18 protein-coding genes are annotated in these 21963 nt (G+C 61.1%); 8 read left to right on the top strand and 10 right to left on the bottom strand.

The features are described 5' to 3' along the window. Positions 1-131 precede the first annotated feature (131 nt). Positions 132-1046 carry a class I SAM-dependent methyltransferase gene (locus DW352_RS00195; protein ID WP_162826674.1) on the top strand — a complete coding sequence of 305 codons (915 nt, stop codon included), beginning with the start codon at positions 132-134 and terminating at the stop codon, positions 1044-1046. A 104-nt stretch (positions 1047-1150) separates the two neighbouring features. On the opposite strand, the gene gmd is transcribed toward DW352_RS00195, so the two are convergent. The 7 genes from gmd to DW352_RS00160 form a co-directional block, all read right to left on the bottom strand. Then, positions 1151-2200 (bottom strand): GDP-mannose 4,6-dehydratase, encoded by a 1050-nt coding sequence (gmd, locus tag DW352_RS00190; protein WP_115687406.1) that lies wholly within the window; start codon positions 2198-2200, stop codon positions 1151-1153. Beyond that, positions 2197-3252 (bottom strand): NAD-dependent epimerase, encoded by a 1056-nt coding sequence (locus tag DW352_RS00185; protein WP_115687404.1) that lies wholly within the window; start codon positions 3250-3252, stop codon positions 2197-2199. The genes gmd and DW352_RS00185 overlap by 4 nt, the downstream gene beginning before the upstream one ends. After that, positions 3240-4526 (bottom strand): nucleotide sugar dehydrogenase, encoded by a 1287-nt coding sequence (locus DW352_RS00180; RefSeq protein WP_245434263.1) that lies wholly within the window; start codon positions 4524-4526, stop codon positions 3240-3242. The genes DW352_RS00185 and DW352_RS00180 overlap by 13 nt, the downstream gene beginning before the upstream one ends. A 95-nt stretch (positions 4527-4621) precedes the next feature. Continuing rightward, a complete protein-coding gene (locus DW352_RS00175; protein WP_115687402.1) occupies positions 4622-6526 on the bottom strand; it encodes a hypothetical protein in 1905 nt (634 codons plus the stop codon). 13 nt (positions 6527-6539) lie between these two features. Continuing rightward, entirely contained in the window at positions 6540-7979 is a 1440-nt protein-coding gene (locus tag DW352_RS00170) for a glycosyltransferase (RefSeq protein WP_115694160.1), read from the bottom strand. Beyond that, positions 7976-9418, bottom strand: a complete 1443-nt coding sequence (locus DW352_RS00165; protein WP_115687400.1) for a hypothetical protein — start codon at positions 9416-9418, stop codon at positions 7976-7978. The genes DW352_RS00170 and DW352_RS00165 overlap by 4 nt, the downstream gene beginning before the upstream one ends. 17 nt (positions 9419-9435) lie before the next feature. Continuing rightward, a complete protein-coding gene (locus DW352_RS00160) occupies positions 9436-10587 on the bottom strand; it encodes a glycosyltransferase family 4 protein (RefSeq protein ID WP_115687398.1) in 1152 nt (383 codons plus the stop codon). 55 nt (positions 10588-10642) lie between these two features. Between DW352_RS00160 and DW352_RS00155 the strand changes: the two genes are divergently transcribed. The 3 genes from DW352_RS00155 (at position 10643) to DW352_RS00145 (ending at position 15076) form a co-directional block, all read left to right on the top strand. Then, positions 10643-11878, top strand: a complete 1236-nt coding sequence (locus DW352_RS00155; RefSeq protein WP_115687396.1) for an ArnT family glycosyltransferase — start codon at positions 10643-10645, stop codon at positions 11876-11878. A 106-nt stretch (positions 11879-11984) separates the two neighbouring features. Next, positions 11985-13925 carry an asparagine synthase (glutamine-hydrolyzing) gene (gene asnB, locus DW352_RS00150; RefSeq protein ID WP_115687394.1) on the top strand — a complete coding sequence of 647 codons (1941 nt, stop codon included), beginning with the start codon at positions 11985-11987 and terminating at the stop codon, positions 13923-13925. A gap of 23 nt (positions 13926-13948) precedes the next feature. Next, positions 13949-15076 (top strand): glycosyltransferase, encoded by a 1128-nt coding sequence (locus DW352_RS00145; RefSeq protein WP_162826673.1) that lies wholly within the window; start codon positions 13949-13951, stop codon positions 15074-15076. A 568-nt stretch (positions 15077-15644) separates the two neighbouring features. On the opposite strand, the gene DW352_RS00140 is transcribed toward DW352_RS00145, so the two are convergent. The 3 genes from DW352_RS00140 to DW352_RS00130 are packed head-to-tail and all read right to left on the bottom strand — an operon-like array spanning position 15645 to position 18082. Further along, a complete protein-coding gene (locus DW352_RS00140) occupies positions 15645-16775 on the bottom strand; it encodes a glycosyltransferase (RefSeq protein ID WP_115687390.1) in 1131 nt (376 codons plus the stop codon). Positions 16776-16833: 58 nt separating this feature from the next. After that, positions 16834-17223 (bottom strand): hypothetical protein, encoded by a 390-nt coding sequence (locus DW352_RS00135; protein ID WP_115687388.1) that lies wholly within the window; start codon positions 17221-17223, stop codon positions 16834-16836. 16 nt (positions 17224-17239) lie between these two features. Then, on the bottom strand, positions 17240-18082 hold the full coding sequence (locus DW352_RS00130; protein ID WP_162826672.1) for an EamA family transporter: 843 nt from the start codon (positions 18080-18082) through the stop codon (positions 17240-17242). A gap of 417 nt (positions 18083-18499) precedes the next feature. On the opposite strand from DW352_RS00130, the gene DW352_RS00125 reads away from it, so the two are divergent. The 4 genes from DW352_RS00125 (at position 18500) to DW352_RS00110 (ending at position 21941) form a co-directional block, all read left to right on the top strand. Continuing rightward, positions 18500-19333 carry an ABC transporter permease gene (locus DW352_RS00125; protein WP_162826671.1) on the top strand — a complete coding sequence of 278 codons (834 nt, stop codon included), beginning with the start codon at positions 18500-18502 and terminating at the stop codon, positions 19331-19333. A gap of 10 nt (positions 19334-19343) precedes the next feature. Continuing rightward, positions 19344-20102, top strand: coding sequence for an ABC transporter ATP-binding protein (locus tag DW352_RS00120; RefSeq protein WP_115687382.1), 759 nt, complete (start codon positions 19344-19346; stop codon positions 20100-20102). Between the two features lie 45 nt (positions 20103-20147). Then, positions 20148-20639, top strand: a complete 492-nt coding sequence (locus tag DW352_RS00115; protein ID WP_162826670.1) for an NUDIX domain-containing protein — start codon at positions 20148-20150, stop codon at positions 20637-20639. 150 nt (positions 20640-20789) lie between these two features. After that, positions 20790-21941 carry an FAD-dependent oxidoreductase gene (locus DW352_RS00110; protein ID WP_115687378.1) on the top strand — a complete coding sequence of 384 codons (1152 nt, stop codon included), beginning with the start codon at positions 20790-20792 and terminating at the stop codon, positions 21939-21941. The last annotated feature ends 22 nt before the right edge of the window (positions 21942-21963 follow it).

The raw sequence follows: 21963 nt of genomic DNA, 5'->3' as shown, positions 1-21963 counted from the left end.
AGGATGAAGCGCACCCCTGACCGGCGCCGGCTCGCATAAGATGCCAGAATGAGAAGTAAGACTGGCTCCAGCAGGCAAACTCGAATAAAAAAAGCCCGCTAAAGGCAACAGCGCGTTTTCGATTAAATGGAATGAGAGAAGCTATGGCGATCGGATGCGTTCATACTGAATGGTTGTTTCGAGTTCTTCGTAAAGGGGCGTTCGATGGCAGGACGTCCATCCTAGATTTGGGTCCGCAAGACATCCAGACCGGCCGAAAATTCCTTGAAAACTCGATCAGGCGCAATCTAGCCATTGACCCAACTTCAGATATTGCAGCCATTTGCGACGAGCAGAATCCGCGAAAGGACTGCCAGCCCGAATACTATCGATTGTTCGGTCCCAAGGAATACAAGTCGGCTGATCTGACCGATGATCGAGCCGACTACCGTTTCGACTTGAACAGCCCGATCGAAGAACTACCGCGCTTCGACGTCGTGACCGATTTCGGCACTGCCGAGCATGTCTATAATATCGCGCAAGTCTTCGACACCATGCACAAACTCCTCGTACCAGGAGGGCTCGCACTTCATTGCGTGCCGGCTTTTGCTTTCCCCAACCACGGCTTCTACACACCCAATCCAAATCTTTTCATCGAATTCGCCCGCGCCAATAACTACGAGCTCGTGGATTTCAGCTATGTCGACAACATGTTTGTTAGAGAGAGAACATTAGCCCTTGCCGAGAATGGAACGCTTTCATTCGACCGTTTGCCTATTCAATTATCCGATCTCGATAACACCCAAGCCTTCATGACAAAGGTCGTATTGCAATTCTACAGCAACATTCGCTCGGCCGAGACCAAATCAGCCCTGAAGGGACTGGCGCCATCTCTGGGTCGCTGGGCTCCTTATCCGTCCGACAAACACCATATGTGCTATGTGTTCGATCTAATGTTTGTGGCGATGATCAAACCGCAAGGCGAACATCGCCCGCTCAATGCACCAATCCAGCGCATGGAGGGAGTAAACTTGATCCCGCAGCGTGAAGAACGGTTACCTCCATGATCGGATTCCGCTGATCAACAAACAGACTCTCTGCGACACGTCATCGTTTTCGACATTCGGGGCTTTCGGGACGGAGACATCCCCCCGCCTAACCGTTGACGTTCCTAAGGTTTGCCTGCCCGCGCGGCGGCCAAGTCTTCCATCACCATTTCGGTGACGAGATCCCCAAAGGCCACTTTGTGGCTCCATCCGAGCACATTCCGCGCCTTACTCGGATCGCCAAGCAGCACATCGACCTCGGTCGGGCGGAAATAACCCGGGTCGATTTTGATCAATTCCTTGCCGGTCTTCACGTCAAAACCGACCTCATCGACGCCCTCGCCCCACCACCGGATGGCGCGGCCAACCACCGCAAACGCACGCTCGATGAACTCGCGGACCGTATGCGTCTCGCCGGTCGCGAGCACATAATCATCCGGTTTGTCCTGTTGCAGGATGGTCCACATCCCCTCGACGTAGTCCCGGGCGTGGCCCCAGTCGCGCCGAGCATTGATGTTGCCGATGAAAAGCGTCTCCTGCTGCCCAACCTCGATCGCCGCTACCGCGCGTGAAATCTTGCGGGTGACGAAGGTCTCGCCACGGATCGGACTCTCGTGGTTGAACAGGATGCCGTTAGAGGCATGCATGCCGTAGGCTTCGCGGTAATTCACCGTGATCCAATAGGCATAGAGCTTGGCCGCGGCATAAGGACTGCGTGGCTGAAACGGTGTCCGCTCGTTCTGCGGCGCCGGCGCGTTGCCGTATAACTCCGAGGTCGAGGCTTGATAGAAGCGGACCTTACGCTCCATGCGCAGGATCCGTATGGCCTCCAAGAGCCGCAGCGTGCCAAGCGCGTCCGAATTCGCCGTGTACTCCGGTGTCTCGAACGACACCTGCACATGACTCTGCGCCGCGAGGTTATAAATCTCGGTCGGCTGCGTCTCCTGCATCAGACGGATCAGATTGGTGGCATCCGTCATGTCGCCGTAGTGCATGAAGAAGCGCGTCGCATGCTCGTGCGGATCGACGTAAAGGTGGTCGACACGCTGGGTGTTGAGCGACGACGAACGGCGCTTCACGCCGTGCACCACATACCCCTTCTTCAGCAGCAATTCCGCGAGATAGGCACCGTCCTGGCCGGTGATCCCCGTGATCAAGGCAATCTTGTCGGTCATCTATCCAATCCAACGGCGGCGCGGCCGACCGAATTCGAGCTGTGATAGGAACGGTACCACCGCACGAAGCGGTCAATGCCATCGGCAATGGAGGTGGCCGGCTTGAAGTCGACTTCACGCATCAGGTCATCGACATCGGCATAGGTCGCCGGCACGTCGCCGGGCTGCATCGGCAGCAGCTCGCGCTTCGCCTTGACGCCGATCGCCTCTTCCAACAGGCGAACGACTTCGAGGAGTTCAACCGGGCTGTTGTTGCCGATATTGTAGACACGCCATGGCGCGGCGCCGGTGCCGGGATCAGGGTTGTCGCCCGACCAGTTCGGATTACCGGCCGGGATATGATCAACGAGGCGCACGATCGACTCCACGATGTCGTCGACATAGGTGAAGTCGCGCTGCATGTTGCCGTTGTTGAATAGCTTGATCGGCTCGCCCGCGAGAATGGCCTTGGCGAATATCCACATCGCCATGTCGGGACGGCCCCAAGGGCCATACACGGTGAAGAAGCGCAGGCCCGTGGTCGGCAATTTGAAAAGATGCGAATAGGAGTGCGCCATCAGCTCGTTCGCCTTCTTGGAGGCGCCGTACAGGCTGAGCGGATGGTCGACATTGTCGTGCACCGAGAACGGCATCTTGGTGTTGCTGCCGTAAACCGACGACGAGGATGCGTAAACGAGATGGCGGCAGCCGTTATGGCGGCAGCCTTCGAGGATGGTGGTGAAGCCGGTAAGATTGGAATCGATATAGGCGAAAGGATCGATCAGCGAATAGCGCACGCCGGCCTGCGCCGCGAGATGGACGACGTAAGGAAACTTGTGCTTGGCGAACAGCGCCGCGACACCGGCGCGATCGGCGAGGTCGAGCTTGACGAACTCGAAGCCCTTGAGCTTGGCGAGTTCGGCGAGGCGCGCGTGCTTCAAAGCCGGGTCGTAATAGTCATTGACGATATCGAGGCCGACCACCGGCCTGCCCTGCTCGACCAGACGCTTGGCCACGTGAAAGCCGATAAAGCCGGCCGCGCCGGTAACAAGAATAGGGTCTACATTCGCCACAGGTCGATCCCTTCGGGTTGAAAGGCGCGGTCGAGCCGCGATTTTACGTCGATGACGGTTCCTCTACCCCCCTTGAGCAAACGTGTGATTATCCCCCAACCTTGAGTCACGTAATCTTGGTGCGCGACGGCGAGCACAACGGCATCCGCGGGCTTCAGCGCCTCCATCGGCGTCAGAGTCACGCCATATTCGTGCTCGGTCTCCTCCGGCAGCGCCAACGGATCATGCACTTGCGCGCGAATGCCGAAGCGCTCCAGCTCGCGCACGATGTCGATGACCTTGGAGTTGCGGATGTCCGGCACGTCCTCCTTGAACGTCATGCCCAGAACGGTGACAACCGCGTTGGTGCAGTTGCGCAGCGTGAGACTACGCACCGTCTCATGCGCAATCCATTGGCCTACGCCGTCATTGATGCGGCGCCCGGCAAGAATGATGGCAGGATGATAGCCCGCCTTCTCGGCGCGATAGGTCAGGTAATACGGGTCGACGCCGATGCAGTGGCCGCCGACGAGCCCCGGCCGATAATTCAGGAAGTTCCACTTGGTCGCCGCGGCGGCGAGCACGTCGCCGGTGTCGATGCCGAGCTGGTGGAAGATTGCCGAGAGCTCGTTCATGAAGGCGATGTTGAGATCGCGTTGTGCGTTCTCGATCACTTTGGCGGCTTCCGCCACTTTGATCGACGGCGCACGATAGACGCCGGCGGTGACAACCGAACCATAAACGTCCGCGACAATACCGAGCGTGCTGGCATCCTGTCCCGACACGACCTTGGTGATGGTTTCGAAGCGATGCGTCTTATCGCCGGGATTGATGCGCTCGGGTGAATAACCGACGGTGAAATTGGTCCCCGCCTTCAGACCCGATTTTTGTTCCAACACCGGGACGCAATCTTCCTCCACGGCGCCGGGATAGACCGTCGACTCGTAGACGACGATGTCGCCGCGCTTGAGCACGGCCCCGACGGTCGCCGACGCGGCCAGCATGGCGCGGAGATCCGGACGGTTGGCTTCGTCGATCGGTGTCGGCACCGTGACGATGAAGAAGTCGGCTTCCTTTAAAACCGCCGGCTCGGAGACATAGCGTAAGCTCGGCTGAGCGAGATCAACAGCTTCAACCTCGCGCGTGCGATCGTGACCGGCGCGGAGTTCCTCAACGCGCTTCCGGTCAATGTCGAAACCGATGACCGGCACGCCGGAGCGGGCAAACGCGACGGCGACCGGCAATCCGACATAGCCAAGTCCGATCACCGCAATCTTGCGTTGGTGCGCCGCCAATGAAACCTCCCGCCCTCCGGGGCCGCGGCCTGTTTAGCCGGGGAATGGATACCGCTGCAATGCTCAAATCCGGGCGTGGGAAATGCCGAAAGTCGTTAACGGCCAAGACCTAACGCCGCCACAAGCTCGCCACCTTCGACGCGCTGGAGCACATGGGGACAGGTGGCCTTGAGCTGCGCCAGACAGGCGGGCCGGGCGGCGGTCGCCGCCCGCCAGAGCGGCTCTCGGTCCGGCGGCGGCGCATAGAGCCCGGCAGGCGGGCCGGGCCGCAGGAACGGCAGCGTCAGGTTGGCATGGCGGACGAAGAGCGCCATCGTCGCCGGATGCTCGGGCGTGCACTCGCACACCAGTTCGCCCGGCGCCGTGTAGGTCACCGGGAGCCCAGGTATGACGCGCAGCGATGTGTCGGGAGCATTGGCGCGCACCACGTCGCCCGGCATCAAGAGCCCCTTGGCACGCGCCTCGGCGAGCAGCGATTTCATCGGGAAGAAGATCGCAGCGTCGTAGTGTTCGATGAAATTCAATCCGGTGATCGGACCTATGGCGCGCATCATCGCCGCCGTCACGCTCGGAATCTGCAGCAGCAACACCACGACGGCGACGACACCAGCCCAGCGTGGCGCCGTCATCTCGCCGAACGCGAGCGTACCCGCGGCGAGGAATGGCAGCGCCGGCAACAGGAACCTGAACGAGCCGAGCCAAGCGAGCGAGCCGCGATCGACAAAGAAGAAAGCGACGAGCAGCAGGCCGGTGGTCAGCAGACAGACGAGCACCATCCGCCGCGATCGCCAACACACGATCATCGCCAGCAGGAGAAGCAGCGATGCCCCGAACAGCACGGCGCCGGCCGGCAGCAGCGATGCCATCACGCGATGGGCGAACTCCGCTGCGTATGGCGAGAGCGGCCCCGGCGGCAATCCCGCCTGAAATTCCCGTGAGGCCTCGATGCCATCGGCGGCGACGCTGTTGCGTGCCGCGAAATAAAGAACGAACGGCGCGCCGGCGGCGAGCGCGCAACCCGCCAGCGTCCACACGTCACGCCACGCATTGCGCCACGGCGCGCCGGCCAGAAAAACCAGCGGCAGCGCGAAGATCGCCGGCTCCTTCACGGTCGCCGCCGCGCCGACAAGCAAGCAGGCAATGGGTGCGCCTGGCGCACCGCGCACAATGAGAAGTTCGATCGCGAGGACGCAGAAGATGACGGCCCACGGCTCCATGTAAACGGAGTCGAAGAAATAGATGACGTCCTGTTGCCAGAACAGCAGCACGGCAAAGGCAAGCACGCGCAGATCCGGCCAGCGGCCAACGAGCCAGGGGCGCAGTGCAAACAGCCACAGCACCGGCGCGAGCACATTGGTGAGACGGCCCGCCAACTCGACATTGCGCAAGAGCACGGCCGGGCCAAGGAAGGGCATCGTCGCCAGATAGCCCGCGCCCGGGTAACGCACAAAGATCGTGTGCTCGGTGAGCCCCCAAACCACGATTGCCACTGCGGCGAAAGCCAAGGCGGCCACGCGGTGCCACCGGTAGAGTGCGATCGTTGCGAGAACGACGATGACGGCCAAAGCCGCGCGCGACGTCGCCAACCCCGCAGGGTGCCGAAGCAGCTGGGACACGTCATCGAGCGTCGGCACGCGCACGACGGGACTTGCCGGCGGCGAGAGCCACCAGAACGCAATGCGATAGGCCTGCCCGACATGGAAGTAGTGGTCGCCGCTGAACGGGAAATCACGATCGAAGCCGAGCACGAAGGTCGTCAGCAACGGCGCGAGAATGACAATGCCGAGCAGCAGGTTAAACCAGCGAAACCGGTCCCGCTCCGGCCCGGATGGTGCGACGTCCGGAGCCATGACCGCGACACTGGCGACGACGGCGATCAGGAGAAGCGCGGCCGCAAACGGCAGCGACCCCAGCCGGAACACCGCCTGATTGGCCGCCACCGCCGCTACACAAAACAGCGGTGCTGCGAGATTGCCGGTGGAGAGTCGCTTCCACAGCATGAATTGCTACGGGTTAGAGCGCCTTGATGCGGAAGAACGCGAAGATCACCATGCGGATCAGCATCAGGCCGTGGCTGAAACGCGAAATCTGAGTCGAGCCGTAAGTTCGCGCAGCGTAGCGGATCGGCACGTCGACGCAACGCAGGTTGAGCTTGGCGGCACCGAAGATCAGGTCGAAATCGCCGAACGGATCGAAGTCGCCGAAATAGGCCTTTCCCCGCTTGATGCGCTCGTAGTCGACACGCCGCAGCACCTTGGTGCCGCACAAGGTGTCGGTGAAACGCTGGCCGAGCAGCCAGGTGAAGGCGATCGAGAACGACTTGTTGGCTATGAGGTTCAAGAACTGCATCGCCTCGTCCTCCATCGGATAAACGAGCCGCGAACCGTTGATGAACTCACCCTTCCCGCTCTTGATCGCGTCCCAGAACTTCGGAAGCTGTTCCGGCGGCATGGTGAGGTCGCCATCCAGGATCATCAGCACGTCGCCGCGCGCGGCATCGAAGGCCGTAAACACCGCGTCGGCTTTGCCTTTGCCGGGCTGACGCATCGTCTTGATGTCGAGATGCGGATAGGCGGCGGCGACGCGCTGCACCTCTTCCCAGCTTCCGTCGCTGCTGTTGCCCTCGACGAAGATGATCTCGAGATCGTCACAAAAACGCGGCGTGCGCTGGACCGCCGGCTCGATGTTGCCGCGCTCGTTGCGCACCGGCACGACCACGGTCGCCGAGCGTATGTCGTCCGGCCGCTCGCGGAAGGCACGGCACACCGAATAATGCCGGAAGCTCAGATGGCGGATGCCCGGCAGCATCGAGATGAAACGGTTGACGAAGCGGCCAATGCCGAGCAGCCGCAGCGGCGACAGCAGTTTCGATTCCGACTTGATGACTTCGAAATCCGCGAGCCCCGCGAGGCTGTGGATGTCGCCGGGCGACATGATGTTCTGCGCCGGCTGCTTGGCGCGCCAGCCGATCCATTCGGCGAACTTCAGCAGCGGCTGCCACAGATGCGAATAATAGACGACGACGACGCGCGTCTCGCGCGTACACAAAGGGTGGAGACTTTCGAGCGCCGCCTGAACGTCGTCGAGCGACCCGAGCGTATCGACGATCAGGATGACATCGAAGGGACCGGGCAGCGACGCGACGAAGTCGCGGTCCTCCATGTCGCCGACCCGAAAGTCGAGAGCGGGATGCAGCCGCCTGGCCTCCGCGACCATGGCTGGGCTGAAGTCGACGCCGACGCCATAGGCCGGCTTGAGCGCCGCCAGCACATCACCCGTGCCGCAGCCGAGCTCGAGCACACGCAGCCCCTCGGGAATGAGGAAGCGGAGATAACGCAGGTCCTCCTCGTGGAAGAACGGGGCGCGGGCCCGCTGCGCCCGGCGCTGGGGGGCCAGGCGGTCGTAGGTCGCCCGGAACTGATCCTTACGCGCCGACCGTTCGAATGACGTCATGAAGCCAGCCTCGCCGGCGCGGTCCACCGCATGTAACCCCGCCAATGTAGGAAACTCAGGACCAGACAGATGCCGATGATCTCAAGATGCGGAAATATCGCCATCAAGAAGCGCGGCGTCCACTCGTTCACAAGGCTGATGAACAAGGTGTAGCCGTGGCACATCGCGCTGAGATACGTGGCGATGAGAAGATAGAACCCGGCGGCGTTGTCGGCGAGCGCGGGCCGCGCCAGGAAGACGAAAAACCCGAGCGCCAGCACGAGCGTCACGGCGCCGGCGGCGAGGAAGGCCGGATAGACGATCACGCCGGTCAGCGACGGCTTGGGATGCAGTAGCGTCGCCGGAATGCGCCCGCCGACTGAAACCGCGGGATCGGTATCGGCGTAAGCGTTGAGCGCGCGCGCGATGCTAGGGAAGTTCTGCGCCGCCACCGACCACTGCCCGATTTCGTTGAGCAGCGTCAGCGTGAGATATCCGCCCGGGTTCTGCGCGATCACCTGTTTGGCCAATTCGGTGCGCAAGATTGCCGGCGAAATGCCGGCGCGCGCCGCGGCCTGGTCGATCTCCGTGCCAAGCACGCTGTACTGCGCCAGGCCCTCATAGATCGCGCTCAATTGCACCCGTACCGGCAGCGACGGCGCCTGCGCGGCCGCGGCCTGGACCGGGCCGTAAACCTGCGCCAATTGGCGGCCGATGTCGTCGAGGGCGGCGGCGTGCGGACCGGTAAAGGTCATTTCGGGCCGGATCAGCATCGCCGCCTTGGCGAACAGCAGATACTGCGCTTGCGATATCGATCCCGAGCCGTGCACCGCGTAATAGAGCATGCGCTCGCCCGCAATACCGGCAAGCGGCGGCAGCAGCGCGAGCAACAGCGCCATCCAGAACGGCACGCCCTTCGGCCGCTTGACCCAGACCGCCAGCAGGTGCAGCGGCAGGAGGCCGAGTCCGGCAAGGCGGATACCGAGCATGAGGCCGAGCGATAGTCCGGCGCCGACGATATAGGCCGGCCGCGCGGTCCTGAAATAATCGATCCAGAGCGCGACAGCGACGATGCTGAGCGAGAAGTAGAGGGACTCGCTGAGGATCGAACGATGGAACGACGAGAACAGGATGTTGCCCGCCATCATCGCGACCAACAGCGCGAGCCAGATCTTGGGCACGCGGCTGCGCAGCAACGCTACCAGGAGATAACACAGCGCGACGCAGAACAGGCCGAGTTGCACCCAGGTGGTGGCGACGAGCCCAAGTCCGAGCGCCCGGCACAGGGCGAGGAACGCCGGATAGTAAGCCGGACGGAACGCGCTGAAGTCGGTGTAGGCCCCGCTGTCCGCGTCGATGAGCGGCGTATAAGACGGCACGACGAGCACGGCGATCGCATAGATCGCCGCGCAGCCGAGCACAAACAACAGATCTTGGCGGCTGAGCGCCTTGTCGTTCATGACGAATGGGGAATGGTTCAGGAGTACGTGAGCAAGCGGTCGTACAAGGATACAACGTCGCGCCCGATCTTCTCGGCGGAGAACTCCGTCTCCACCAAATGCCGGCCGGCCGCGCCGTAGCTATGCCGCAGAGCGGCGTCCCGCGCCAGCCGTTCGATGGCGTCGGCCAGGGCCGCCGGACTGTCTGGCGGAACCAGCAGCGCGTTGATACCGGGCCGCGCCACCTCGCGGCAGCCGGGCACGTCGGTCGCTACAATCGGGCGTCCGCAGGCCGCCGCCTCTAGCAAGCTCTTGGGCAGCCCCTCGCGGCGGGACGGCAGCACGGCGATGTGGGCGCGGCTCCAGACGTCGCGGATGTCGCCGACGTGTCCCAGCACCTCAATGCCCGGCTGCCTGGCCCAACCGGCAATCTCGTCAGCGGGTATAGAAGCCGGATTTGCCGGGTCCGGGTCGCCGGCGATCAGCAGGCATACAGGCGTTCCGCGACCCCCCAGCAGCGCCTGAGCAGCCACCAGCGGCCGGATACCCTTGTCGTCAAGGAGACGGCCCACAAAGGCCATCGTTATGGCTCCTGGGGGCTCGGGCAGGGGCACGAGCCGATCCGTTTCGACGCCAGAACCCGGAATGGTGAAAATCCGATCGGCGGGCACGCCGAGGCTGCCAATGGCGGCCCGGTCATCCGGGTTCTGCACCAGCACCGCAGCGCGACGGTCCCTCAGGACGAAACGCAACAACGCTTCCAGCACGGGGCGGACCAGCCGCGCCTTGAGAGTGGTCGAGGTAAAGGTAAAGCCAAGGCCAGCAAGCGCATTTAGCCGGCGCGGCGGCAGGCCGAGGGCCGCCAGCGAGCCGACGACCGTCGGCTGCAGCGCCACATTGTGCACGAGCGACGGTTTTATCCGGCGAAAGACCCGACGCACCGCACAGATGTTCGAGAGGAAACCGAGCGGGTGCAGACTGCCACGCCGCCACACAACCGGATGCAAGCGGAAGCCCTCGGCTTCGATCGCCGCCCCACCCTTGTTCACATGGGTGATCACATGCACGTCGAAACCGGCCTCCCGCGCCGCACGCGCCATCGGCAGTCGATGCGAAAGGAAATACCAATCCTGGGTCACCACGTAGGCCAGAACGGGACATGTGTCGGGCGAGGTTGCGGCGGTAGCCATGACTCCGTCCGGATGCTATGCCCGCCTGAAGTAGCGAGCGAATAATGCGGACCGTGTGGCCGATTCGATGAAGCCAAAGCTGTTGTATCGAATCCTGCCCTACGTCGCATGCCTGCTCGCATGCATCGCCGTCAACCTGATTTATTTTCCGGCCGCAACGGTCTTTCCGGACGAGCAGCGCATCCTCGCCTCGGCGGTCAAACTCGCGGCGACGGGTGAATTTTGGGTCGGCACCGATCGCGCCTGGGAGATGCCGGGTGCAGCGTTGTTCTTCGCCCCATGGGTCTGGATGCTCGGCCTGCCGAAGGCGATCATCGCTATCCGCTTCGCGCAGACGGCACTGCTGCTCATTCAATGTGGGCTCATCGCGTCCATCACACGGCGTGTCGCGCGCGGAGAGGCCGCGGCGTTTATCGCAACGTGTGTCACCGCCATTTATCCATTCTTCGTGTTCTATCAGGGCCTGTTGCTCAGCGAGACGCTGTTCAACACGATGCTGCTAGGCGGCATCGCCGCGTTGTATGCATGGCAGGACCGCGGCGCGCGCATCGACAAGATGCTCGCTCTCGCCAGCCTATGTTTCGCGGCGGCGACGATGACCAAGGCGACGCTGACCGTGCTGCCGCCGGTGCTGCTGGCGCTATCGGGCTGGATCGCAACGGCGAACTGGCGGCGAGCCATAACGACTTTGCTGACCGCCTCCTGCCTATACGCTGCGCTGCTCAGCCCATGGTGGATCCGTAATGCCGCGGTGCTGGGGCACTTCGTTCCCTTCACTACCAGCAGCGCGCAGAACCTCTATCTCGGCAACAATCCAGCCAATACCGATGCCGGCATCGACTGGGCGCACGACGTCGAGCCTGATGTCGCTTCGCGCCTGTTGGCCATACCGAACGAGGTCGAAAGACAACGCGCCTTCAGCGACAGAGCAACGAGCTACATCAAGGCGCATCCGGACCTCTTCGTCGAGGCGGCGGTGATGAAACTCGTGCGGCTGTGGAACATCGTCCCCAATACCGCGGAGTTCCGCGGCGTCTACGCGCTGATCAGCGCCCTCAGCTTTGGACCGGTGCTGCTGCTGGCGCTCATTGGCGCGGTGTGGCAGTGGCGCCAGTGGCGGCGGTTCGCGCCGCTCCTGATCCTCATCGGCTATTTCACTTTCGTCCACGTTGTGACCATCGCGTCCTTGCGCTACCGCCTGCCGCTCGAACCGCTCCTCATCGTGCTTGCGGCAACAACCGTCGGCGCCTTGCTCGAAAGAATGCGGCCTTTTCCGCCATCGGCGACCTGACAGCAGGCCTACAGCCGTCTTTGCAGTTGTGAAAGGCGCCGGTAGACGTTAAGCAGAACGCTTGTTTTAGGCGCGATCTGAAGTCGCGGACGGACGCGAACGGACCATGTGCGGCATCGCAGGCGTGCTGACTTCGGCGCGTGTTTCTCAGGACCAGCTCGAGCGCGACGCAAAGGCGATGGGCGACAGCATCGCCCACCGCGGCCCAGACGACTACGGCGTCTGGAGCGACGCCGAATGCGGCATCGCTCTCTCCCACCGGCGCCTGTCGATTGTCGACTTGAGCCCGGCCGGTCACCAGCCGATGGTCTCCGCCGACGGCCGTTATGTGATCATATTCAACGGCGAGATCTATAACTTCCAGGATTTGCGACCAGCGGTCGAAGCGCGCGGCATCAAGCTGCGCGGCCATTCGGACACCGAGGTCATGCTGGAATCGTTCGCGCTTTTCGGTATCGAAGCGACCGTACCCAAGTTGATCGGCATGTTCACCATCGCCGTGTGGGACCGGCGCGAGCGCACCCTGACGCTGATCCGCGACCGGCTCGGTATCAAGCCGGTATACTGGGCAAAGTTCGGCGGCCTCTTCCTGTTCGGGTCCGAGTTGAAAGCACTACGCGCCCATGCCGGCTGGTCGCCGCAGCTCAATCGCGGGGCGATCGCAGCTTATCTCCGCCACAACTACATCCCCGCGCCGCATTCAATCTACCAAGGCGTTTACAAGCTCGAGCCGGGAAGCATCCTCACGCTGCCCTGGGGCGGCGAGCCGAAGATCAACCGCTTCTGGGATGCCCGTGCGGTCGCGCGGGCCGGGCTCGCCAATCCGCTCGATACGAGCGACGACGAGATGGTCGATCAACTCGAAGCACTGCTCAAGGACGCGGTGCGGCGCCGGATGGTGGCCGACGTACCGCTCGGCGCATTCCTGTCTGGCGGCGTCGACTCGTCGACCGTCGTGGCGTTGATGCAGGAATCCAACGCCAGCCCGGTGCGCACCTATTCGATCGGCTTCGATATCGCCGGCTACGATGAGTCCAAACATGCCGCCGCAGTGGCACGCCATCTGCACACCGAGCACACCGAATTGACGGTGACGGCGAAGGAAGCGATCGACGTCATCCCAAAACTGCCCGAATACTACGACGAGCCCTTCGCCGACTCCTCGCAGATCCCGACTTATCTCGTCTCGGCGATGACACGGCGACACGTCACCGTCGCGCTCTCCGGCGACGGCGGCGACGAGCTATTCGGCGGCTACACGCGCTACACCTTCGCGCAGCGCCATTGGGGCAATCTGTCAATGCTGCCGATGCCGTTACGCCGGGCCGCCGCGGCCGCGATGCGCGCCATTCCCGCCGAGCTATGCTCGAACCTGTTCGACCGACTGCCGACCCCGCTCAGGGTGCGGCAGGCCGGCGACAAAATGCACAAGCTGGCCTCGATCCTGGCGCTGCCGGATGCCGACGCTTTCTACCGGCGCTTGGTGACGCATTGGGAGCCGACGGCGCTGATGCCCGACGTGCCTGAGCCCAAGGGCGTCTTGTGGGATGAAAGCGCCAAAAAGGACTTCGGCGGTCTCCTCGAACGCATGCAGTTCTTCGACATCGCCACCTATCTGCCGGACGACATCCTCACGAAGGTCGATCGCGCCAGCATGGCGGTGGCGCTGGAAGCGCGCGTACCGCTGATCGACCATCGCGTCGTCGAATTCTCATGGCGCATTCCGCGCGACAAGCTGATCCGCAGCGGCGTGAGCAAATGGCCGCTGCGGCAGATCCTCTACAAGCACGTGCCAGCCGAACTGATCGAGCGGCCGAAGATGGGCTTCGGCATCCCGCTCGGCGAATGGCTGCGCGGCCCCCTACGCGATTGGGCGGAGGCGCTCCTGTCTGAGCAGCGGCTGCGCGAGGCCGGCCTCCTCGACGTGGCACGCGTGCGCAACGCCTGGACCCAGCACCTCAGCGGCAACTTCAATTGGCAGTATCCGCTATGGGACGTGCTGATGCTGGAGGCTTGGCGCGAGCGGTGGGGCGCGGGCGTCTCATGACTGCACGCCCGAAAGTGCTGCACATGATCTCCAATCTGATGGCCGGCGGCGCGGAGACGATGCTCAGCAAGGTCGTACGCGCCACCGCCGGTGAGATCGAACACAGCGTCGTCTCGATGATCGACGGCGGCGCGATCGCCGCCGAGCTCAAGAACGCCGGCATTCCTGTCCACTTTCTCGGCGCCGGACGCAATTTCAGCGCGGCGCTGCGCATCGGCAAGATCAGGCAGATCGTACGCGCTGTAATGCCCGACCTCGTCCAGGGCTGGATGTACCACGGCAACATCGCCGCCAGCGTTGCCGCCAGTGCCCGTCGTCCGCCTGTCCCCGTTCTCTGGAACATACGCCAGTCGATCGGATCTCTGCGCGACGAATCGTTTCTAACTTTGCTGACGATCCTTCTCGGCACGCCACTCAGCGGCTCGCCCCGCGTGATCATCTACAATTCGCGCCGCGCCATTGAAGACCACGAACGACTTGGCTATTCACGTAAGCGGCGCGTGATCATTGCCAACGGCTTTGATACCGAAGCCTATCAGCCGGACCCGGCGGCGCGCGCCGCACTACTCTCGCAACTCGGCCTGCCAACGGATGCCGCAATCGTCGGCCGCATCGCGAATTTCCGTACCTACAAAGACTATCCGACCTTATTCGCCGCATTTGCGGCGATCGCCCGCGCTAATCCGCGCGCGTATCTTATCGTGATTGGCCGCGAGCTCGATCCCGATAATCCGGCGCTGAGGCGACTGATCGCGAGCCAGCCGGCGCAGGACCGGGTGCGTATCTTGGGCGAGCGTGCCGACGTCGCCCGGCTTTTGCCGGGCTTTGACATCATGCTCTCGAGCTCCTCGGCCGAGGCATTTCCGAACGTGCTCGGCGAGGCCATGGCCTGCGCCGTCCCCACGATCACCACCGACGCGGGCGATTGCGGCGAGATCCTCGGCGATCCGACTCGCGTTGTGCCGGTCGGAGATAGTGCCGCACTCGCACAGAAGGCCATCGAATTCCTGGCGCTCACTCCCGAAAGGCGCGCCACCATCGGCGCCACCGATCGTGCCCGGGTCATCGCTAACTTTTCCCTTGAGAAGATCGCGGCCGAGTATGTGGCGCTGTGGCGGCGCGAAGCAGCCTTCCTACCCTCCTCGGGATGATACGGGCCTTGCCCCACAGCAAAAGGCCCGCTGTCCGGCCATTTGCCATAAACGTCAGTTCAGCGAGCAGTGGCTTTAAGACGCGCTCGGCACTGCGTGTCAGGGAATATAAGACCGGCCCCCGATCGCTACCGCCCGCTCTGCCGATTCGCGGCAGCCGTCTACAATTCGTTACCGGTTAGTCATACTCGCAACACGCGAGAGCCTTAATACAATCCAACGCTCTCCGCATACTGCGCTCAGTTGATCAAAATCTCGTAAGCGGGACTGCTTACAAGGGATCGTTAAGCCGTCCGTAGCGTTTACCCGGTAAGCTTCAACAGCGCATGAAAGAGTTTTGAAATGGACCGACCAACGTCGCTTTATGAACCAGAACTGGTCAATCGGTGGGCTGAACGCTATCGGCAGTTTGAAACCGAAGAGCTTGCCAGGCAGGTGCGGCAAATGCGTCGCAGAATGCCTCGCCAAGTCAATCAGAACCAGCGCCCCGACGAGCCGACCGGTAGGGCCGCCTAGGAATAGCTATCGCCGCTGCATGTTCCGCGACTTGTAGACCATCGCCCGTCAGTCAGTTACTGCGGAACGTCTCCGCCAGAATACTTTCCGTCTGCTTGAGCAGGCGATCGACGCCATATTGCGTCATAACTCGCTCTCGAACCTGCTGGCGAAGCTCGGGATGCTTGTTCATCCGTTCGCGCATTCGTTTCCACCCATCGCTCAAGGCGCGCGGATTGTTCGGTGGCACCAAAATACCGAGATCGCCGACGATCAGCCGCGCGTCGCCAACGTCGGTTGCTACAACTGGCGTTCCACAAGCCATCGCCTCACCAACGACATTTGGAAAGCCCTCACCGAAGGCCGAGGATAACGTACTCACGTCGAAAGCGTTGTAGGCTGCCATGACATCGTTTTGCTCACCCGAGAAAACGACGCTATCCGAGAGACCAAGATCGCCCGCCATCGCCAACAATTTCGCTCGGTAGGCGGCCGGGCCGTCGCCGACAAAGACGAACTTTGCCGGGCCATTGCGCTTCGTAAAATCCGCCGCGGCGAGCAGACAATTGCGATGATCCTTCATTGGATCTAAGCGGGCGACCATACCGATGACGAACACTTCGGGATCGACACCCCAAACCCCTCGCATCCTGTTGCGGGCACCCGGATCGATCCGATTGACCTCAGTATCGATCGCGTTTGGGATGACGACGATCTTTTTATTGCGAAAACCGCGCACTGCGGCATCTGCCCGAAAGCTCTCGGCATTGGCAATAATGAGATCCGCGCAGCCGGATAGCCAAGCCTCGGCACGATAGCTCATCGCAGAAAGACGATCATAGTGACTGAGCCGCATACCGCTGGCGCGTGCACCGAAAATTAAGCGCGCCGGCGTTGAGCCCACTCTCAACAGGGCGGCCAAGACATTTTGCATCGGTAGGAACGCATAAATGACGTCCGGGCGCTCGGTGCGGAACAGCCGGCGCAATCGCGACAGAGGCCCGAGGATGTCCCATCGGCCCGTCTTACCCACTGTCACCAGCCGCACCTTGCTCCCGGCAAGCGACGCCGCCATCGCTCCACTAGGATAGAATTGGACAAGGATGATGTCATGTCCGAGTTCCGCAAGGCCGCGCGCAAGAATGCCGACCTGGCGTTCGGTGCCGCCGATGCCGAGCGACCGGACAAAGAGCAGTATCTTCATATCAACGACATCCGCCTGTAAATTGGACAAAGGCCTCGGCAATTCAAAAAGCTCAGCCCTATCGGTCCGCGGTCAGTTCCTTAAATAAGATCGAATGCAGAATGCGCGCTTCGACAAAGTTATACGCGCCGTCCCCGATCGCCGAATTCTTGCGGCCGAACTTTGCGTTCTGAATACGCGGTACAATTGCCAAGCGGGATGTCGCCGTCTTCGGCTCGGGGTAGCCGATGGCGATCCAATCGCTTTTCGAGAGTCGTTCGCGGAGATATTGGTGTCCGGCGCCCTTGTCGACCTGGTATTCGACGATCCCAAGAATACCCCACATTATGATATGCGGCTGATCGACGGCGGAGCGACCGCGCGTCACCGGCTCGCTCATTCCCCACAGTTCCGCGATCGAATAGCCGTGCGCCCAGACCCGTCGCAGGTCATCTCCCACATCGAGCATGACTGCGCCCGAACTCCTATTTCCAGACGGCGATCATCACGATCCCGGCAACGACCAATATACCACTTACGGCCCGCCACGGCGACAAGGGCTCATGATAAACGAGAGCACCTATCAGCATGGCAAAGAGGACGCTTGTCTCGCGGACCGCCGACACCGATCCGACCGCGTGGCGACTGAGCGCCCACAGAAACACGACAAATGATGCCACTCCAAGGCCGCCCGAAGCAAGTATCCGCACCCGCAGGCGCAGGAGGTTTGGCCACAAGGCCGGGCCCCGTATGGCGCGACTTAAGCCGAGATAAGTGAGATTGTCGAAAACAATCAACCAAGCCGTAAATCCAAGCCAGTCGCCATACAAACGCGTACCAAACGCATCGAGAACGGAGTAGCTCGCCACAGCCAAACCCGCGCCTGCGGTCGCCGTGAACAGCGGAGCATTGAATGCGCGACGGGAGGACTCGAGGCTCATAAGCAGAATGCCAACCGAGACCAGCGCAATGCCGCCAAGTTGCCGGAAACTCGGCACCTGACCGAGGGCGACAAAGCCGATCGCGGTTGCGAACAGCGGCACGGCACCGCGCGCCAACGGAAACGCCTGCACCAGATCGCCGCGTTTGTAGGCCCAGGCTAAACACACCTTGTAACCGTTATGAAGAATGACCGACGCCACGAGCACAGGCCAGACGGCCACCGGCGGCGCCGGTACAAACGGCAGAACAACTGCGGCACAAACCGTCGCGACAAGACCCATACCGGCGAGATTGATCACCTGGTCAGCGCCGCTCTTCACCAGACCATGCCAACTGGCATGCATCACGCCGGCGGCAAGCATCAGGGTGAGCGTAAAGAGGTCCAATGGCTGTCTTAAAGTAGATAGCTCAGCCGCAGACGCACAGCCGCAAGAGGCTCATGAAAGCACAAGCTACCGCCCGCTTGTCCTGCCGCCAAATGCAAACGCAGACGTTCCGGATTCGCCACAATTTCAATGGAAGGATAACGCTGCTGTATAGGCCACCATGCCCAAAAGTCAACGCTCACGGTTCCCACAAAAAGGCCCTTGCTAGGGTGCTTTTGAAACCGCCCAGAGGTCATTTCGGCGGCGACGCGAGACCGGCCCTGCGAGATGGCGCGGACGAACGATCTCCTGAGGACTTTCTTTCGAACGGCGGCGAAATCTGGATGGGCGGACGCGAGCGCCAACGCCGCTACCGCTTGCACTGGACGGTCCAATATGCAAGTCACCCTCCGATTATTGCTGTTTAAGGACTTGAAGATGACCGTACCGACCGTGGCGACGGCCAACCTGAGGCCGCTGGCGCTAAGCGCAGGAGAAGACCTCTGGCACGGCATTTGGAAATGGGACCTCTGGGGACGGCTCGGCTGGCTCGAAATTAGGCGCCGCTACAAGCGAACCCTCATTGGCCCCTTCTGGACCTCGGTCAGCCTCTTTGTGTTCGTCGTCGTGCTCGGAACCGTCGGCTCTGGGCTTCTGAGCAAGAATACCCACGAGTACCTTCCGTTTCTGGCCTCGGGAATGATCGTCTGGGTGATGATGTCGAGCATCCTCACGGAATCCGGCTCGGTTTTCATAGCCGGAGCGCCGCTACTTCGCCAAAAGCAATTCGAGTATTCGCTTCTCGTCTACGCTTTGGTCTGGCGCAATGCGATCGTCTTTGCCCATAACATGAGTATCTATGCGATCATATTTCTGATCTTTGCGCCCGAGAAGATTACTTTTAATATCATAATTTTCGCCATTCCTGGCATGGCCTTCGTATTGCTGAACGCCATCTGGATAACGCTTCTGATCGGCCTCATAACCGCGCGTTTCCGCGATATCCAGCAGATCATCCAGACGATCGTTCAAATATCGATGTTCGTCACACCGATCTTCTGGCACGCAGACAATCTGAGCGGATTTCGCCGCATCATCTTCGTAGGCTTTAATCCACTCTATCATCTGATCTCAATCGTACGCGACCCGCTGCTCGGTGAAACGCCTCGTTTGAATTCATGGATCGCCGTCGCAATAATCACCGCGGCCGGCTGGACGGTGACCTACATCCTTTATTCCAAATTCCGCAAACGCATTCCTTATTGGCTCTGAGAGAAGAACGATGTCCGCGCTGGTTCTCGAAAACGTCAACGTCGACTTTCCCATCTACGGAGCACAACGTAGTTTCCGCAAGGCGTTGTTCGAACGCGCGACCGGCGGCTTCGTTCAGCGAGACGCCAAGAAGAACGACCGCGTCGTCGTCAAGGCGCTCACGGACATCACGTTCACCCTGAACGATGGTGACCGGCTTGGGCTCGTGGGACATAACGGAGCAGGCAAGTCGACATTGCTCCGCGTCCTGGCAGGTGTCTATCAGCCAGTGTCCGGGCGCCTACTTGTTGATGGCGACATCACACCGCTGTTCGACACACTACCGGGCCTAGATCCCGAAGATACCGGCTACGAGAACATTATAACCGCAGGCCTTTTGTTCGGCCTTAGCCGCGAGCGCATCGAAACGATCATCCCCGATGTGGAGCAATTCAGCGAACTCGGCGAATACATGGGCCTGCCTATTCGGACCTATTCATCCGGCATGGTCCTCCGCCTCGGGTTTGCTTTCGCAACTGCCATGCACCCGGGAATTCTACTCATGGACGAAGGCATTGGCGCCGGCGATGCGCGCTTTGCCGAACGAGCCGCCAAGCGCATGGAAGAGTTTATCGGCCGCAGTCGCATTGTCGTTCTCGCAAGCCACTCCAACCACTTGATCCGCTCCATGTGCAACAAGGCCGCACTCATGGAGTCCGGCCACATTCGCGCAATTGGCAACGTCGACGACATTTTGAAACAATACGACGAACTTGTTCACAGGGCCTAGCTTTCGCGTGCAGGGCAAGCCTACTACGAGCCCGGAGTCATCGCTTTGAGTGGACTGACGGACGACCCCCGCCTTGACCGCACGACCGCGCTGACACCGGACAACGCCGTCGCGGCGATCATCACGATCGGCGACCGTTATCTGCTTCAGTTGCGCGACCGCAAACACGGCATTTTCTTTCCCGATCACTGGGGCTGTTTTGGCGGCGGCGTGGAGCCGGACGAGGCCCTTGAACAAGCGCTCATTCGCGAATTGAATGAGGAACTATCGCTCGAACTGAACGCCGAGCAGGTACGTTACTTCACCCGCTTCGAATTCGATCTAGGCTTCGCCCGCCTCGCTCCGATCTGGCGCGTATTCTACGAAGTGTCCTTAGAGCCGGCCACGGTACCTACCCTGACCCTCGGCGAAGGTAGCGACATGCGACTATTCGGGGCCGAAGAGATATTGACCTGCAAGATTACAGTTACGCCTTACGACGCTTTCGCCCTGTGGTTTCACATCAACAGGAATAGACTGATCGGAGCGCATAGATAGATGAGCGGCCTCTTGCCCGTGTGGCCAGCCGCAACTTCGTTCGTGGCCGTCGGAACCATCCTTTCCTGCGATGGCCCGGCCGGGACTTGAAAAGTGACGATTCATATGCGAAATGGCACGCGGCCTTGTCCCGTCATTAGGTGAAAATCCTTGAAAAAAGCTCTCGTTATCGGCGGCGGCGTCGCCGGTTGTGCAGCCGCCCACCACCTCACCATGATGGGAGGCTGGGACGTGCTGCTGGTGGAAGCGGCCCCTTTTCTGGGCGCCGGCGTGCGTACCAACTGGTTCGGCGGCCATCCTTACACGTTCGGCCCGAGGCATTTTCTGACGCAGAATCGCGCCGTCTACGACTACATGGACGCGATCGTGCCGTTGCGGTCCTGCGCCGATCACCAGTTCATCACTTACGTCGAGCGTGACAACGCCTTTTACAATTATCCCATTCACGAGGACGACATCGCCAAGATGCCGGACCGGGACAAGATCGCAGAAGAACGCAAGAATGCGGTCGGCGTCGAGAACGCCAAAGACCTGGAAGCCTATTGGATCGGCTCGGTCGGCCAGACGCTCTTCGACAAGTTCATCGACGGCTACAATAAAAAGATGTGGCTGGTCGACGACTGCAAGAAGATCGACACCTTCAACTGGTCACCAAAGGGCGTGACCATCAAAAGCGGCCCCCGCGCCGCCTGGGATACTGCTATGTCGGCTTATCCCTACGCCGAAGACGGCTACAACAAGTACTTCGATTATGCCGTGCAGGGCGTAAAGGTGCTGCTCAACACCAAGATCGAGCGGTACGACATTCCAAACCGCACGGTCTGGCTCAAAGGCGAGAAGATGACGTTCGACGTGATCGTGAACGCCATTTCACCGGACGAGATTTTCGACAAGTGCCACGGCGAGCTGAAGTATATCGGCCGTGACTTCCATAAGATTGTTTTTCCGACCGAACATGTTTTCCCTGAGCATGTTTACTTTCTCTATTACGCCAACGACGAGCAGTTCACGCGACTGGTCGAGTATAAAAAAATGACGCACCATAAGTCTCCGACCACGCTGATCGGTATGGAGATTCCTTCGTTGAATGGCCGCCACTATCCCTTGCCGTTCAAGAAGGACATTGCGCTTGCGAGCAAGTACTTCGAGATGATGCCGGACCACGTGTACTCGATCGGGCGAAATGGCAGCTACCGTTACGGCCTCGATATCGACGACTGCATTGAACAGGCGATGATCATGGCAAGGCAGATTAAAGAGGGCGGCCGCGATTACCCGGTACCGATGGAAATCTGGCGCTAGACGACATGGCAGTAAGGACGTG

This window comes from Pseudolabrys taiwanensis (assembly GCF_003367395.1).
In the GTDB taxonomy this organism is placed as follows: Bacteria; Pseudomonadota; Alphaproteobacteria; order Rhizobiales; family Xanthobacteraceae; genus Pseudolabrys; species Pseudolabrys taiwanensis.
The sequence above is the reverse complement of the archived record's forward strand: the minus strand, read 5'-3'. Positions and strand labels throughout refer to the sequence as shown.